General features: G+C 50.9%; 14 protein-coding genes. 6 read left to right on the top strand and 8 right to left on the bottom strand.

Features of this window, described 5'->3' with window-relative positions:
* The 3 genes from ABYT30_RS07525 to ABYT30_RS07515 form a co-directional block, all read right to left on the bottom strand.
* The coding region (locus tag ABYT30_RS07525; protein WP_373095823.1) for an epoxide hydrolase N-terminal domain-containing protein at nucleotides 1–247 on the bottom strand (247 nt) is incomplete at its 3' end.
* A gap of 47 nt (nucleotides 248–294) precedes the next feature.
* Complete coding sequence (locus ABYT30_RS07520) at nucleotides 295–1,758, bottom strand: coniferyl aldehyde dehydrogenase (protein WP_373095821.1); 1,464 nt, start codon at nucleotides 1,756–1,758, stop codon at nucleotides 295–297.
* A 158-nt stretch (nucleotides 1,759–1,916) separates the two neighbouring features.
* On the bottom strand, nucleotides 1,917–2,924 hold the full coding sequence (locus ABYT30_RS07515) for an AraC family transcriptional regulator (RefSeq protein WP_373095820.1): 1,008 nt from the start codon (nucleotides 2,922–2,924) through the stop codon (nucleotides 1,917–1,919).
* A 189-nt stretch (nucleotides 2,925–3,113) separates the two neighbouring features.
* Between ABYT30_RS07515 and ABYT30_RS07510 the strand changes: the two genes are divergently transcribed.
* From ABYT30_RS07510 to ABYT30_RS07500, 3 genes are all read left to right on the top strand, one after another.
* Nucleotides 3,114–4,319: an acetyl-CoA C-acetyltransferase gene (locus ABYT30_RS07510; RefSeq protein WP_373095818.1), complete on the top strand. Its 1,206-nt coding sequence runs from the start codon at nucleotides 3,114–3,116 to the stop codon at nucleotides 4,317–4,319.
* Nucleotides 4,320–4,372: 53 nt separating this feature from the next.
* Nucleotides 4,373–6,529 carry a 3-hydroxyacyl-CoA dehydrogenase NAD-binding domain-containing protein gene (locus ABYT30_RS07505; RefSeq protein WP_373095816.1) on the top strand — a complete coding sequence of 719 codons (2,157 nt, stop codon included), beginning with the start codon at nucleotides 4,373–4,375 and terminating at the stop codon, nucleotides 6,527–6,529.
* A 193-nt stretch (nucleotides 6,530–6,722) separates the two neighbouring features.
* Nucleotides 6,723–8,363 (top strand): AMP-binding protein, encoded by a 1,641-nt coding sequence (locus ABYT30_RS07500; protein WP_373095815.1) that lies wholly within the window; start codon nucleotides 6,723–6,725, stop codon nucleotides 8,361–8,363.
* Nucleotides 8,364–8,420: 57 nt separating this feature from the next.
* Here the strand turns inward: ABYT30_RS07500 and ABYT30_RS07495 are convergent, their stop codons facing one another.
* The 5 genes from ABYT30_RS07495 to ABYT30_RS07475 form a co-directional block, all read right to left on the bottom strand.
* On the bottom strand, nucleotides 8,421–8,669 hold the full coding sequence (locus tag ABYT30_RS07495; RefSeq protein WP_373080340.1) for a hypothetical protein: 249 nt from the start codon (nucleotides 8,667–8,669) through the stop codon (nucleotides 8,421–8,423).
* Between the two features lie 271 nt (nucleotides 8,670–8,940).
* A complete protein-coding gene (locus ABYT30_RS07490; RefSeq protein ID WP_373080341.1) occupies nucleotides 8,941–9,648 on the bottom strand; it encodes a glutathione S-transferase family protein in 708 nt (235 codons plus the stop codon).
* Nucleotides 9,649–9,708: 60 nt separating this feature from the next.
* Nucleotides 9,709–10,386 (bottom strand): TetR/AcrR family transcriptional regulator, encoded by a 678-nt coding sequence (locus tag ABYT30_RS07485; protein WP_373080344.1) that lies wholly within the window; start codon nucleotides 10,384–10,386, stop codon nucleotides 9,709–9,711.
* A 21-nt stretch (nucleotides 10,387–10,407) separates the two neighbouring features.
* Nucleotides 10,408–11,199, bottom strand: a complete 792-nt coding sequence (locus tag ABYT30_RS07480; protein WP_373095813.1) for an enoyl-CoA hydratase/isomerase family protein — start codon at nucleotides 11,197–11,199, stop codon at nucleotides 10,408–10,410.
* A gap of 13 nt (nucleotides 11,200–11,212) precedes the next feature.
* Nucleotides 11,213–11,998 (bottom strand): SDR family oxidoreductase, encoded by a 786-nt coding sequence (locus ABYT30_RS07475; RefSeq protein ID WP_373095812.1) that lies wholly within the window; start codon nucleotides 11,996–11,998, stop codon nucleotides 11,213–11,215.
* Nucleotides 11,999–12,368: 370 nt separating this feature from the next.
* Between ABYT30_RS07475 and ABYT30_RS07470 the strand changes: the two genes are divergently transcribed.
* The 3 genes from ABYT30_RS07470 to ABYT30_RS07460 form a co-directional block, all read left to right on the top strand.
* Nucleotides 12,369–13,856 carry an acetyl/propionyl/methylcrotonyl-CoA carboxylase subunit alpha gene (locus tag ABYT30_RS07470; protein WP_373080351.1) on the top strand — a complete coding sequence of 496 codons (1,488 nt, stop codon included), beginning with the start codon at nucleotides 12,369–12,371 and terminating at the stop codon, nucleotides 13,854–13,856.
* 1 nt (nucleotide 13,857) lies between these two features.
* Nucleotides 13,858–14,346, top strand: coding sequence for an acetyl-CoA carboxylase biotin carboxyl carrier protein subunit (locus ABYT30_RS07465; protein ID WP_373080353.1), 489 nt, complete (start codon nucleotides 13,858–13,860; stop codon nucleotides 14,344–14,346).
* 39 nt (nucleotides 14,347–14,385) lie between these two features.
* Nucleotides 14,386–15,551: acyl-CoA carboxylase subunit beta (locus ABYT30_RS07460; protein ID WP_373095810.1), on the top strand; the 1,166-nt coding region annotated here is incomplete at its 3' end.

The raw sequence follows: 15,551 nt of genomic DNA, 5'->3' as shown, positions 1-15,551 counted from the left end.
TGAAGTGAATTGGCATCTCGTCGATAACACAGCGAAAGTGCGGGAATTCATTCATTGCCGCTTCATGTTTACGCCAGTCATATTCGTGCTGCCAGTGGTGCAGTAGCTCAGCCATATAATCGCCGTTACTACCGTAGGCCCACTCGCCGTTGCCGAAATCTAGGGGTAATCTGCTGGTGTTCAATTTTTGGCTGAGTTCATCGAGCTGTGCTTGGTCAATCTTTATTTCAAAGGCTTCAATTTTCATTGTATTTTTATATCTCAGTATTCATTGGCGGTGACGATAGCCGGAGCTCAGCCCATTAATTTTTCGAGTAGCTTAAGCATTTTGTCGGTGTGCGGCGCTTTGAAATAGGGCGTTAGACTTACTAACCCCTGTTTGTAATAGGCCTTGGCGTGGCTGAGTTGGCGGAAGCCGTCAAAGCCGTGGTAGCTGCCCATGCCGCTGTGCCCAACACCACCAAGTGGCATGGTGTCTTGTAAAACGTGGGCGGCGATATCGTTAACTACCATGCCGCCAGAGGTTGTATTCATTTTGATCTGATTGATCTCTGCGTTGGACGAGCCAAAGTAGTAGAGCGCCAAAGGACGTTCTCCAGCATTTATCGCAGTGCAGACATTGTCGATATTGTCATAGGTTTTGATCGCCATGGCGGGCCCGAAAATTTCGTCGCACATAATTTTCGCGTCGTTGTCGGGGTTTATCACCAGGGTTGGGGCAAGCTTATTATGGCCGACCGGTTGCGCTAAGCCGATGTCGTCGGCAAGGGCCTCCACTCGGTAGCCACGGTCGTGGGCTTCTTGTATATAAGAGGCAATCCGGCCCCGATGACGGACATTGATTACTGAGCCGTAGTCGGGGTTGCTGTTCAATGTGCCGAAATTAGATTCGACGAACTGTCGAGCGAGTTTAATAAACTCCTCAAGCTGAGATTCTTTTACGAAGGTGTAATCTGGCGCCAAGCAAATCTGACCCGCATTCATTGTTTTAAAGGTAAATGTGCGCTCAACCGCTGCTTTTAAGTCGGCACCGTCACCAATGATCACTGGGCATTTACCGCCAAGTTCAAGTGTTAGGGGTACTAAGTTTTCGGCGGCGGCGCGCATTACGTGCTTTGCCACCGACGGTGCGCCGGTGAATACCAGGTGATCAAAAGCCTGGCTGCAGAATGCACTAGCGACTTCTGGGCCGCCATTAATTACGGCAATTTCTTCGGTGGCAAAGTTATTGTGAATAAGCTCAGCCATTAAAGCTGAGGTCGCCGGGGTTAGCTCAGAGGGCTTAATCATGGCGCGATTACCCGCCGAAATCGCGTTGCCCAGCGGCGAGAACGTGAGCTGCACAGGAAAATTCCAGGGTGACACAATGCCGACGACACCGAGGGGTTGGTAAAAAATATGAGCGTCGGCGCCGAGTAGGTTGAGTGGAAATTTTGCGCCCCGTGATTCTTTTTTCATCCAGCTGGCGGTGTTTTTACGCAAGTATTTCAGGCTTTCAATGGGGACTAAAACATCAAATACCACGCTGTCGAAATGAGAGCGGGCGCTGTAATCGGCGCGCAGTGCATCGGAAAAACGCTGCTTGTTCACGCGGAGTAAATCTATTAAACGATCGAGCCGGTCGATGCGAGTTTTCAGTGTGGGGTAACCATCATCAATAAAGCTTCTACGTTGGCTTGCGAGGGTTTCGGCAATGCTTGGGGCATTGGCGCCAACATCAAATGTGGGGTGAATTGCCCTGCTTTCGGTATTCGTCATTGCCAGCTCCGCTGTGTACTTCTTTATTGATATTTGTATAAATAAGGAGGTCTGTTTTAATTTTCTTTCTATTCAACGGCTTATGAGTATGGGTTCGCATTTGCACCTAAGTGAGGTGCAATGATTTAGTGTCATCTTGGCACTTGTTGATGTATTGGTCAATAACTGCGTGGTTCGCGTTGTAGGGATTTTCGAAATTGTAGTGGGGTGGCCCCTGTCCAATTCCGGAAAGCGCGAATAAAAGGAGCGGCTTCGGTGTAGCCAATCAAAAATGCAATTTGCTCGACACTTTTGTCGCTGCTGGTAAGCAGCTTAATCGCTTGCTCGCGTCGCACACTATTGCGAATGGCTTGCCAGCTACTGCCTTCTTGTTTTAGGCGACGTCGTAGGCTGTCGCTACTGGTGCCCAGCGTCTTGCAGTAGGACTTTAAGCTGCACTTTGCAAACGCTTCCTCGGTAAGTTTGTCTAGATAGCGCCGAATGTGACGGGTGTATTGACCGCTTTCTTCAAAGGGCAGGTAAAGGTTGGCTGGGGCGTCTTGAAAATAATCGACAAGCGTTGATTCTGTTTGCACTACTGGTCGGTCTAAGTAGTTCGCGTCGAACTCGATGCTACTGCAGCTAGTACCCTTGATTACACTGGTTCCGTAAAACAAATACTCGTGTTCGTGCAGAGGCGGTGCTTGGTAGTCGAGTCGCACCATATGCAGGGCAATTCGTTCGTTAATTAGCCAGCTTCCAAAGCGATGCAATATCATGAGTGTGGTGTCGATGGCGAAGCTGTCTCGGACTTGCATGCCAGTGCGGCGCAATACCTCAAGTTTGGCCTGTTGGCCCGTAAACTCGCAGGATAAGTGCAGGCTATTATCAAATAAATTGCTCACTGAGGCGAAGCGCTGCATGGCTTCCCCTAGGGTTTTACCGTGAACGGCGTTGGTGGCAATTGCGTGGTAACTGCCAATGCGTTGTTTGCGCTCTAGTAGTCCGTACTGCTCATCTTCAAGGCGGCCGCTGATGCGGCGACACAGTTCAATAAATTGCCGGGCGGGGATGCGGCTTTGTGGTGAGCTTTGCAAGGCCGGGTCGATGCCGCAGCTGCGCAGTAGTTGGTTGCAGTTGATAGCATGCAGGCGGGCGCCTGTGAGGCTGCGTGCTACCGTTGCCATCGAGATGCTGATCGAGCTGCTCAATACTGATAAATTGTTCATAGCATGCAAATAAATAGTTTGTATGCATCTTTATATCAATTTATGCCGCCTTTTTCATCATTGTGCTGACTTTTCCCGTCTCCCAAACTAGGCCGATAGCGATTTCGGTGGGCGATATCGCGTTGGTGATGATTTTTGGAGGCTGGGGTGACTACTGGTGCATACATTTTTGACGCGATCAGAACGCCGCGTAGCAAAGGCAAAGCGGGTGGTTCATTGCACGAGGTTAAGCCTGTCGCGCTGGCTGCGGGTTTACTTCGAGAATTGCAGCAACGCAATGATTTAGATACCAGTGCGGTAGATGACGTGATTCTAGGTTGCGTAACCCCGGTGGGTGAGCAGGGTAGCTGTATCGCTAAGGCCGCGGCGCAGTATGCCGGATGGGATGAGCGCGTTGCCGGATTCCAGCTTGATCGCTTTTGCGCCTCAGGGCTCGAGGCAGTTAACACTGCAGCTCAGAAAATCGCCTCTGGCTGGGAAGACCTCATTGTTGCCGGTGGCGTCGAGTGCATGTCGCGGGTCAAGATGGGTAGTAACGGCGGTGCTATGTTCTCGGACCCGGAATTTATCCTCGGGCAAAAGGCGGTCCCTCAGGGCATTGGCGCAGACTTAATTGCTAATCTCGGCGGCTGGAGTCGCCGCGATGTCGATCAGATTGCGGTTGCTTCCCAGCAGCGCGCCGCCAAAGCTAGGGACAACGGTTGGTTTTTGTCGCTAGTGCCCGTGCGTGATCGCAGTGGCGCGGTGATCCTTGCGCAAGATGATTTTATAAAACCAGACAGTAACCTCGACAGCCTTGCGGCACTCAAACCGTCGTTTCAGGGGCTGGGGGACATGGGTATGGATGATCTCGCGTTGTCCAAATACCGGCGTCTCGAAAAAATAGAGCATGTTCATACTCCCGCAAATTCGTCGGGTATTGTCGACGGTGCCAGCGCGGTATTAATTGGTAGTGCCAAAGTAGGTGCAGATTTGGGGTTGACGCCGCGTGCGCGGATTGTTGCTACCGCAGTGACTGCTAGTGACCCCGTTATTATGTTAACGGGGCCAGGGCCGGCCGCGCATAAATGTCTCAAAAAAGCAGGCTTAACGGTGAGCGATATAGACCTCTGGGAAATTAATGAGGCCTTTGCTTCGGTCATGCTGCGCTTTATGGCGGATATGGGAATTGATGACAGTATTACTAATGTAAATGGCGGCGCTATTGCAATGGGGCATCCGCTTGGCGCGACGGGCGGAATGTTGATCGGCATTATTCTCGACGAGTTAGAGCGCCGTAATTTACAACGCGGCCTTGTTGCCTTGTGTGTGGGTGGTGGTATGGGTATTGCCACCATTATTGAGCGGGTGTAACTCCCTGTTGGGCAAACTCACAACATTAATACAATTGAATGCTGGGTAGAGCTATGAGTACAGAATTTATTTATCACAAAGATGCCGACAATATCGTTACCGTTACGATGGATATGAGCGGGCCGGTTAACGCAATAAACGATGCATTTATAGCCGCTTTAAAAGGAACTTTAGAGCGGTTAGCACATGAGCCAGAGCTTGCTGGGTTGATTATTACCTCGGCTAAAAAAACCTTTGTTGCCGGTGGTGATCTTAATGAGCTTGTTGCTGCTCAGCCCGGCGAAGAGGAGGGGGTTTTTAATCGCACCCAAATGATTAAATCTTTATTTCGGCGTATTGAAAAACTTGGTGTGCCCTCAGTGGCGGCAATAAATGGGGCAGCATTGGGCGGTGGTTTGGAATTGGCTTTGTCCTGTAATTACCGAATTGCGCTAAATCACCCCAGTGTTCAGCTGGGTTTGCCGGAGGTTGGTTTGGGGCTGTTACCCGGTGGTGGCGGGATCGTACGTTTAACGTCATTAATTGGTTTTCAAAAAGCGTTTCCGTATTTGATGGAAGGGAAGAAGCTGAACGCTGAAAAGGCCGCGAGTGAGGGGTTTATCCACGCGCTAGCCGATGATCAAACTGAGCTCTTGGGGGCCGCCAAAAGCTGGATAAAAAGCAATCCAGCGGGCAGTGAAGGGGCGAGTCAGCCGTGGGATCGCAAAGGTTTTATTATCCCAGGTGGTGACGAGAGTAGTCCGAGTATTCGTCAGCACATCGCCATGGCGTCGGCCGCTTTGTTTAAGAAAACACGTGGATTATTGCCGGCGCCAGAATTTATCCTCAATACGATGGTTGAGGTGTTGCGGGTGGACTTTGATACTGCGCTGACTATTGAGAGTCGGCAATTTTCGCAGTTGGTTACCCGGCCCGAAGCGAAAAACATGATCAACGCATTTTTCTTTCAAATGAATCAAGTGAGTGGCGGCAAAAGTCGGCCTAAAACCGAAGAAAAATACACGGTGAAGAAGCTGGGTGTGCTCGGCGGGGGCATGATGGGCCAAGGCATTGCCATGGTCGCGGCGCAGGCGGGTATAGAGGTCGTTATCAAAGATGTGAGTTTGGAGTCCGCAGTGAAGGCTAAGGCCTATGCGGAAAAAGGCCTTGCTAAGCTGGTCGCAAAAGGCCGTTTGAGCGAAGAGGTGGCAACGCAGGCATTGGCGCGTATAAAGCCAAGCATTGAAGTTTCGGACTTGCGTGGCTGCGATTTTATTATTGAGGCGGTTTTCGAAAACTTAGAGCTTAAGCACGCGCTAGTCAGCGAAGCTGAGAACATGTTAGCTGAGGGTGGTGTGTGGGCATCTAACACATCGACCTTACCGATAACCCGCATTGCCGAGGCGAGCAGTAGGCCGCAAAACTTTATTGGCATGCACTTTTTTTCACCGGTAGATCGTATGCCGCTACTCGAAATTATCTGTGGTGAACAAACCAGCGAAGAAACGCTAGCCAAAGCTTTTGATCTTGCTAAACAGTTGCGGAAAGTGCCGATTGTGGTGAACGACGCACCGGGATTTTATACCTCGCGCACTATCAGTACGCCAATTCAGGAAGCGGCGCAATTAATCGCTGAGGGCGTCGATGCCGTGCGAGTTGAGAGTGTGGGTAAATCTGTGGGCTGGCCGGTAGGGCCGCTGGCTCTGCAGGACGAAGTTAGTCAGAAGTTGTCGCTTGATATTGTTGACGCGCAAATCGCAATGGGTCTGCGTAAGCCTGAAGACGACCCCACGCCTAAAGGTACCGCCTTGATGCGCAGCTTGTTGAATGAGCATGGTCGCGGCGGCCGCGCCTATGGCGGCGGATATTACGAATACGGTGAATCGGGTAAATCGCTGTGGCCGCAGTTAAACGAATTATTCTTTGATGCAAGTGCTGATGCCGCCGTAAGCGATGCAGATATTCGCGATCGACTGCTGTTTCGCCCGGTAATTGAAAGTCTGATATGCCTGCAAGACGGCGTACTGCGCAGTGTTGCAGACGGCAATATCGGCTCCATTATGGGTATTGGAGCGCCAAGCTGGACTGGAGGTTACCTGCAATTCGTAAATACATACGGCTTGACGCGTTTTACTGAGCGTTGCGCGGAGTTAGCCCAGGTCTATGGTGAGCGTTTTCTAGCTCCGGCTATTGTTGCTGATTATATCGCTAAGGGCGTTGATTTTAATTGATCTGAAGATCAATTTGGCTGGACTCTAAATGAAATGAGTGCTAATTTTTATACTTACTGAGCCTAACTCAATTGTCGTGGTTCGCAGTATTGGCTAAAAACGTCGTCAAATTGACTGTCGGGTGAGTTGAGAGAGGTTGATGCGCTCGGCTTATTCGGCAGTATTGAAATAATGATAAAAGAGGAGTGCGGAAATGCGTGATGCGGTGAAAACCCCACTGGAAATGTTCTACCGCTGGGAATCTGAGGCGGCTGATCAGGTATTTCTGCGCCAGCCAAGCAATTTAGAGTGGACCGAATACACTTGGGCCGAGGTGGCTGACCGCGCGCGCCGTGTCGCAAGCTATATTATTGAGCAGGATTTTGAGCCGGGTAGCCGGATTGCGGTGTTTGCTAAAAACTGTGCAGACTGGGTGGTGGTCGATTTTGCTATTATGCTGGCTGGCCACGTTAGTGTGCCCTTGTATCCGGGGCAAGACGCTGAATCAAGTCAGTATATTCTGGCTCATAGCGAAAGCCAGATGATCTTTTTGGGCAGTTTTGATCTTGCCGCGACGGCCAATGAAATACTTCCGGCAGGCATGAACCGCGTGGGTATTCATGGCTGCGATATCGAAGTCGATGAATCTTTGGCGGGCATTCTCACTCGTTACGAACCGTATACAGGCTCGCCCATACCTGACCCCCAGGGCTTGTTTACTATCCTCTATACCTCGGGCACTACCGGTAACCCGAAGGGGGTTATGCATGTGCACGGCACCCCCGGCAGTGTCTTGCCGCGTTTTCAAGAAACCTGGGCCATTGGCAGTGGCGACGAGCGTGAGCGGTTTATCTCCTACTTGCCGTTATCGCACGCTGCCGAGCGCTGTATAGTGGAAATGAATGCATTGTACTGTAATGGTGTGATCTCATTTTCTGAGGGTTTGGAATTCTTTGCAGAAGAGTTGCGCTCGGTGGCACCGACTTTCTTCTTCTCAGTACCGCGTTTGTGGGTGAAGTTTAAAATGGCGGTCGATGCTAAAATTCCTGCGGACGTGCAGGCTAATTTTACTGATGAACAGCGCCAAGTTGTGCGCAAGCAGTTAGGCTTGGACAAGGCTCAAGTGATTCTCACTGGCTCCGCGCCGTGTCCCAAAGATGTTCAAAACTGGTTTATCGACATGGGGGTAATGTTGCGCGAGGGCTACTCCATGACCGAAAACTTTTGCGACGGTACCTTTTGGAGTGAGTCGAGTCGTCCGCCAGCCGGCTGTGTTGGCAAGCCGTTGCCGGGGGTGGAGATTAAGCTTACTGCGGATGAAGAGGTTTGTTTTCGCAGTAGCGGTTTAATGACGGGTTACTATAAAAACCCGGAGAAAACGGCAGAGGTCCTTATTGATGGTTGGTACCACAGTGGCGATACCGGGAGATTGGACGAGGGTGGCAACCTCTGGATTACCGGGAGAATGAGTGAGGTTTTTAAAACCACTAAAGGAAAATTTATTAGCCCAATTAAATTGGAGGATAAATTTGGCGCGGTGTCGGAGTTGGGGCAGGTCTGTGTCTGCGGCCACGGCCTAGATCAGCCGGTAATGCTAGCGACTCGTTCAGAGCTCGCCGCAGACCTTGATGATGCCGCTTTGCGAGCAAAGCTTATTGAAGCGCTAGACCGGATTAATATCACTGTGCCGCCCTATGAGCGCATAGCGGCCATTATCATTACGCCTGAAGAGTGGACAATAATGAATGGTCTGTTAACTCCAACTATGAAGCTCAAGCGTAAGAGTTTGATTGCGAAATACAGTGATGCTATTAATGCAAATATAGTAGATAGAGTGAGTTTTTTAAAAGCATAAATTGTTCATTAGAAGGCGCCGGTCTATTTTAATTTAGCCTTGCGCCGCTTCTCGACTTTATTTTTTTTCGCGAAATGCGATGTGCGCTTCCATATTGATGCGACCGTCGTCCTCGAGTACGCCAAACTCTCTTCCTTCGGGGTTAACTACCACTACCACCGGCTCCTGAAACAGGGGGTGGCGAACGAATTGGAGTTGCCAGCCAAAGTTTTCCAGCTGGGTCAAAGCAGCGCGCTGGGAATCATTGAGCATCTTATTAAGATTGCGTGGAATCGGTTCGTCGCCTTTGCGTTTGTCTTGGTCCATATGGCTGGTCCTTATTTTTTAATGTAGCAAAGTCAGGAACTTGGCGTGCATATTGCCATTAGTTTAGCGGATTCCAGTGGTCGAGTATTGGCAAGCAAGGTCAGCGTTCCCATGTTTTATCGTAAGTCTAGTCTATGTTAGGGGCTTTGCCAGAGTGGTGGGGGCGGTGCCAGAGGGAAAATCCTACCTGGCGCTATTTGTGGCGGCCGGGCGCTTTTAAGCGTGCTTTTTACTCTGGCCTCGATCTGCTGGGGTTTCGCTTAATTGCTGTTCAGCGCGTAGCAGGGCCGCCCGTCTGCTCTTCAATACGTTGCATCCACGTCATCAGCTTTGGCGCTTGTTCAATAAGAGGTAGGCCCTTTGATGAGCCGGCAATGCATTCACATTGCGCGAGTACGCTTATGTCGGCAAGGCTGAGGGAGTCGCCAACAAGGTAATCGCCGTTGCTGTTGAGTATGGCTTCGAGGCTGGTGATGTGGCGTGCCAGTTCAGTGAGAATATCGGCTTCACTGCGTTTTGCGAGGCCCTGTAGTGTGCCTTGTTTGCGAGTTAAGTACGGCACTAGCGGGCGGGCGAGGCGCCGCATAACGGCGTTGTCGTATTTGAGTATTTCGGTGACCCAGCGGGCGCGGTCGTAGGTCCAGGTAAAGCGCATGGTCATTTCAAAGAAGTAGAGGCTCTCGTCGGCCCAGTCTTCAAGGATATTTGCCAGTGCGGCGTGGTTGGGGTCGCTAGGTAGTAGTGGTTTGTCGGGAAAACGGCGGTCTAGTTCGCGGCAGATGGTGCTGGAGTCGGCAATGAATTCGCCGTCTATTTCGAGCACTGGTACTTTGCCTATCGCAGATTTCTTCTTGAGTTTGGCCAGCTCGCCCATGGGTACGTTTACTACGCTATAGTCGAGGCCTTTAAAGTGCAGGGCGCGGCGGACTTTGTCGCAAAACGGGGAGATTTCGAGTTGGTGAATAATAATGTTACTCATCGAGTGGCCTATTTTATTGTGTGGTAGATGGCTTGCCGCCATTAGCTTGCGGCAGCGTCCCTACTTGATCATTTTGTTGAGCTTAACGATTAGTTGATTTACTTCGCCGCGGACGTCGTCGGGTCTATTGGCTATACCGGTGTATACCAGCTGGGTTAGCTGGTCCGCAATTTTGTCAATATCAGCACGGCGACCGCCCGAGACAATATCCCACAGGTAGTGTTCAATGCCGCCAAATACAACATTGCGCACTAGCACTGGCGAGGCAAATTCAGCGATTTCGCCGCTTTCTTGGCCTTCGCGAACTATATCAATAATGATATGGCTGTAACGCCGATTGAGATCATGCACTTTTTCAAGTAATTCGTTTTGGCTGCTGCGGGATTCGTTAAGGATGACGGTGCACAGATTGGCATTGTCATGCAAAACCGACATGTGGGTGTAGATAACGTAGCGAATTTTATTTCGCACGCCATTTATGCCGCTAACGCCGTCTTCCATCGCGCCGGTGATTCCAGAGTAAAACTCTTCGATCACCTTAGTCATGAGTGCGCGCTTGGTTTTGAAATAGTGCAGAACGGTGCCTTCGACAACGCCGACGCTCTTGGCGATATCGGCGATAGTTGAGGCTTCGTAGCCTTGGGTTTCAAAAACCGTTCTCGCCGCGAGTACAATTTCACGTTGCCGTTGCGCGGGAGAAAGGCGGGTTCTTGCGCTAGTACTTTTGATCTTGGCCAAGCTTCTAGTCCCTTTTATTTGTTAATCGTCGCCGCAGTTGATGAAGTCCGCGGGGCGACGCTCTGCAAAGGATTGGAGGCCTTCTTTAAATGCTTTGCCGCCAAAACTTTCCGTTTGCAAATCGCGTTCTAATTCAAGCTGCTGAGCATAACTGTTCTCGGCTGCGGCGGCGAGTAGCTGTTTGCTTCGGCGAATAGCGGCCGGTGAGCATTGTGCCAGTTTCTCGGCCAGTTGCTGGGCAGTTTCGGCTAGTTGTTCATCATCTATGCAGCGCCAGATCATGCCAGCTGCGGCTGCATCTTCAGCGGAGAGGGGCTCGCCGGTGAGGGTTAGTGCGAGAGCTTGATTATAATTTAACGCGCGGGTCAGTAGCCAAGAAGAGCCCATATCGGGAACCACGCCAAGCTTCGGTACAAAGGGTAGCGAGAAATACGCAGAGCGTGCGGCCACTGTTATATCGCCGCTTAGGGCAATGCCGACGCCCGCGCCTATGGCTGGGCCGTTTACGGCGCATACCATGGGCTTGCTAAGACTGCGTAGGAAAAGCCCAAAGGGGTTGTAAACCTTGGCCATGGCGTCGCTGATGTATTCATCCATTGGTGTGGTTTGCGACATAAAATTCTTTAGATTGCCGCCGGCGCTGAAAAACTTGCCTTTGCCGCTTAATACGATAGCGCGGACATTGTCGTCCTTTAAGGCGGAGGTCAAGGCCTCGGTCGCCGCCGCTACGAGGGCTTCGCTGATGCCGTTGAAGGAGCTTGGGTCGTCGAGGTAAATCGTTCTGACGTAATTGCTGTGTGAAGTGCTAATCATGATTGTTATCCGTTTATCGCGTGGGGCTGAGGCAGTCTAGGCTGGCATCGCCTATTTGGTAGCCGCCATCAACGTCGAGGATAGTGCCGTTAATATAGCCGCCCAGCGGCGAGCTGAGGTAGATCGCTGCGGCGCCAATATCATCGATAGACCCGAGGCGACGAATTGCTAGGGCATCGATCATTTTCTGCCCGCCTTCAGGGTCTGTTGCAAAAAGCCGTTTTAGGCCCTCGGTTTCGCCGGTGAGGCCTGGGGCAATGCCGTTAACTCGGATGCCAGATGGCCCCCACTCCATCGCTAGGGTCTTCAGCAGCGCGTTAACGCCAGCTTTTGCTGCACAAACATGGGCTTGCAGTGGTGTGGCGTTAACAGCTTGCGGTGCGGTAATGGCGATGAATGATGCGCTGGTCTTGCGACAGTAGTCGAATCCGGCTCGGAATACGTGGAAGGTCCCCATTAGGTCGATATCCACTACGGTTTTGAAGCCCTTTGGGCTAATGCTAATGGCGGGGGCAAAGAAGTTGCCTGCGGCGCCGGCGATTACGATGTCGAGCGGGCCGAGGGTTTCGCTGGTCTGCTTCATGGTGTCTTCAATGGCGTCGTAGTCGCGAACATCGGCGCTAAAGCAGAGCACCTTTACGGTGGGCGCTGCGCTGCGAATAGTGTCAGCGGCGCGTTCGGCTTTTTCTAGGTCGCGGCCGATAATGGCAATGTTGGCGCCATGGCGTGCAAGTGATGCCGCGATTCCAAGATTTATGCCGCTTGTGCCGCCGGAAACATAGGCTGTTTTGCCTAGCAATATATCCTCTTTAAACACCTTGTTGACCTCGCCATTAATATAGTTGTGGCTCTAGATTAGCGGAATGTTGAGCTTAACTCAATTATACTTATTGATTTTTGAATCAATTTGCGTGGTTTATTTCTTGTCTGTGCGATATTGCTAATAGAATTAGCGCGAATGGCGAGCTGTGACTGGCACTTTTGTTCGTAATTATCATTTTTATGTAATCCATGTCTTGACAATTAATATTGATGTATGTGTCAATAAAGACAATTATGGTTTGGCTCAATAGTGGTTTAATTTGGTGCCGGACTACGACGGGTTTTGCCGCGCTCGATAGCGGGACGCAGCGTTAGATTAGAGTACACCTAGGGTTGGAAACTGAGTTATGTCTGCTAAGCGACAAATAAACAAAATATTGGTAGCCAATCGCGGCGAGATTGCGGTGCGAATTTTGCGCAGCATAAAGGATATGGGCTTGAAGTCAGCGCTGCTGTTTCATCGTGTCGAGGCCGATAGTCCGTCGCTTAAAATGGCCGATGAAATTTATGAAGTGACCGGCGACACCCCGGTGGCTGCGTTCTTAGATATTGAGAATATTGTCAAAATTTGTCGAGATAACGACATTGACGCGGTACACCCTGGCTATGGGTTTTTGTCAGAAAACGCGAAATTCGTTGAGGCTCTCGATGACGCGGGCATTCAGTTTATTGGTCCCCGCCCCGAAGTAATGACGCTAATGGGCGATAAAATCGGCTCCCGTAATTTTGTACAGGAGCGCGGTTTTCCGGTGGCGCCATCGGTGCTCGATAACGGCGATGCCGAACAGTTTATTGCTCGGATAATGGAAATTGGTTTTCCCTTAGTGATTAAAGCCTCTGCTGGCGGTGGTGGTAAGGGCATGCAGATTGTCCGCGATGCCAAAGGCTTAAGCGATGTTGTTGCCACGGCGAAGGTCGAGGCTCAGCGCTATTTTGGCGACCCGCGGATTTACGCCGAGCGCTACATTGAGAATCCCCGTCATATTGAAGTGCAGGTTTTGGGCGACGAGCAGGGTAACTGTGTGCACCTCTGGGAGCGCGAGTGTTCTATTCAGCGCCGTTTTCAAAAAGTGATTGAAGAAACGCCGTCACCTGCCTTGAGTCAGGAGCAGCGACAGTCAATATGCGACGTGGCAGTCGGAATTGCCCAGTCTGTGAATTACACCAGTGCCGGCACCATCGAATTTATCTACGCGCCTGATGGTGAGTTTTACTTTCTAGAAATGAATACACGTATTCAGGTCGAGCACCCTATTACTGAGATGGTGACGGGAGTTGACTTGGTTGCGGAGCAAATTCGTGTGGCCATGGGTGAAAAACTGAGTGTGGCTCAGGGTGACGTTGTGCAGCGCGGTCACGCAATTGAATGCCGTATTTGTGCAGAGATTCCTGACGATGATTTTGCGCCGTCGGCGGGAAAGGTGCTGATGTTGCATCCCCCCGTTGGCGACGGCGTACGTTTTGACAGCGCCAGCTACGAAGGTCAGAAAGTCGGTACCGCTTTTGATTCAATGATTGCTAAGTTAGTGGTACATAGCGAAGACCGCGACGCTGCAATCGCTAAATGTTTAGTGGCGCTTGATGAGTTTGTATTGCTGGGTGTTGAAACGAACGCTGACTACATTGCACGGATATTGCGTCATGCCGCCTTTGCCGAAGGTAAAACCGATACGGGCTTTATTCGCCATCACGCCGAAGACTTGCTGCCGCTCGCGGTGAGTGAAGACCTTAAAACAGCGCTAGTGGCCACGGCCGCACTTAGTGATCGTCAGTTTGTGGCGATGATGGATGCTATTCCAAGTCCGTACCGTCTCATGAAAGAGTGGAGAAACTGAGGTGAGATATACCTTTAAATTAGCCGATGAAATGGTGGAGGTGGCGCCTCGCAGTCTTGCCAATGAGTTGGTGTTGGCGATAGGTGATCGCGATTGTAAGGTGATTTTTGATCACGATCGCAGTGGCGCCTGCCAGTTAACACTCGATGGTCGCAGCTACCAAAGCTGGGTCGCCCGTGATGGCGATGATATTTTTCTTAAAATTGAAGGCCGCTATTTCAAGGTGACGGCTTTTGATCCCCGTTCTTTGGTGGGCGCGGCAGCAGCGGGCGAGGGCAGTATTCGTGCGCCTATGCCGGGTGTTGTTGTTGAGTTGTTGGTAGCTGAAGGTGACGAAGTAGTTGCCGGCGCCAAGCTGATGACAATTGAAAGTATGAAATTGCAATCTACGGTGAAGGCAGCGCGCGACGGTATTGTAAAGCGTATCAGCGTCGCAGCGGGATCCGAATTTAATAAAGACGATGTACTTGTGGAAATCGACGGCGAATAGCGTCGATAAAAATCAGATTAATACGGCTGGACTATCGCCATGCGCAGAATTCAAAGTCGGATCAATACTAATTCATCCGAATATCAAGAGAACCTAAAGGCAAACGAAGCGCGTTTGTCGGAATTTCACCGGCGCCAGGACGCGGCTCGACACAGCCGTCCCCAGCGTGACCTGGATCGACTGGAGCGGCAAGGAAAAATGCTGCCGCGCCAGCGCTTAGAATTATTATTAGATCCGGGCACGCCGTTTCTCGAGTTGTCGTCGCTGGCTGCCGGTGAACTTTATGATGGCGATGCGCCGTCGGCAGGCTGCATTACTGGTATTGGCATTGTTTCCGGCCGAGAGGTCGTGATCCATGCGAATGACAGTACCGTCAAGGGCGGCGCGTGGTACCCAATGACGATTAAAAAAATCGTTCGTGCCATGGATATTGCTATAGAAAACCGTCTACCAGTGATTCATCTTTGCGACAGTGCGGGCGGCTTTTTGCCTCTTCAGTCTGAGTTGTTTGGCGATAAATATTTTGCCGGACGCATATTCCGCAATCAGGCGATACTGTCGAAAATGGGCGTAAAGCAGCTGGCATTGGTGTTCGGTCATTGTACTGCTGGTGGTGCCTACGTGCCGGCAATGAGCGACTATAACGTTATTGTTCGCGGCACAGGTGCAGTGTTTCTTGGCGGGCCGCCGCTGGTGAAAGCGGCAACTGGTGAAGAAGTTAGCGTGGAGGACTTGGGTGGTGCAGATATGCACACCTCAGTCTCAGGAACCTGCGATTACCCGGCAGAAAACGAAGCAGAAGCGATAGCTATCGGTCGAGAAATTGTTGCTCAGTGGAGTACTCCGAAAAAATGGGATGCACAGCAGCAGGAATCTGAAGAGCCGTATTACGATCCTAAAGAGCTGTATGGCATTATTCCTGCAAATATCAAAACTCAGTTCGACATGATGGAAGTGATCGCCCGTATTGTAGACGGCAGCCGCTTCCACGAATACCAGCCCAATTACGGCAAGACCATGCTCTGTGGCTACGCGCATATCTGGGGTTATAAGGTCGGTATCGTTGCTAATAACGGTATTTTGTTCAACGACAGTTCGAAAAAAGCAGGGCATTTTATCCAGCTCTGTAATCAGAACAAAACACCGCTGGTATTTTTGCAAAACATCACTGGTTATATGGTGGGTAAAGCATACGAGCGTGAGGG

Source organism: Zhongshania sp. (assembly GCF_041623545.1).
Classification (GTDB): domain Bacteria; phylum Pseudomonadota; class Gammaproteobacteria; order Pseudomonadales; family Spongiibacteraceae; genus Spongiibacter.
Note: the sequence above shows the minus strand (reverse complement) of the source record. Positions and strands in the feature narration are given on the sequence as shown.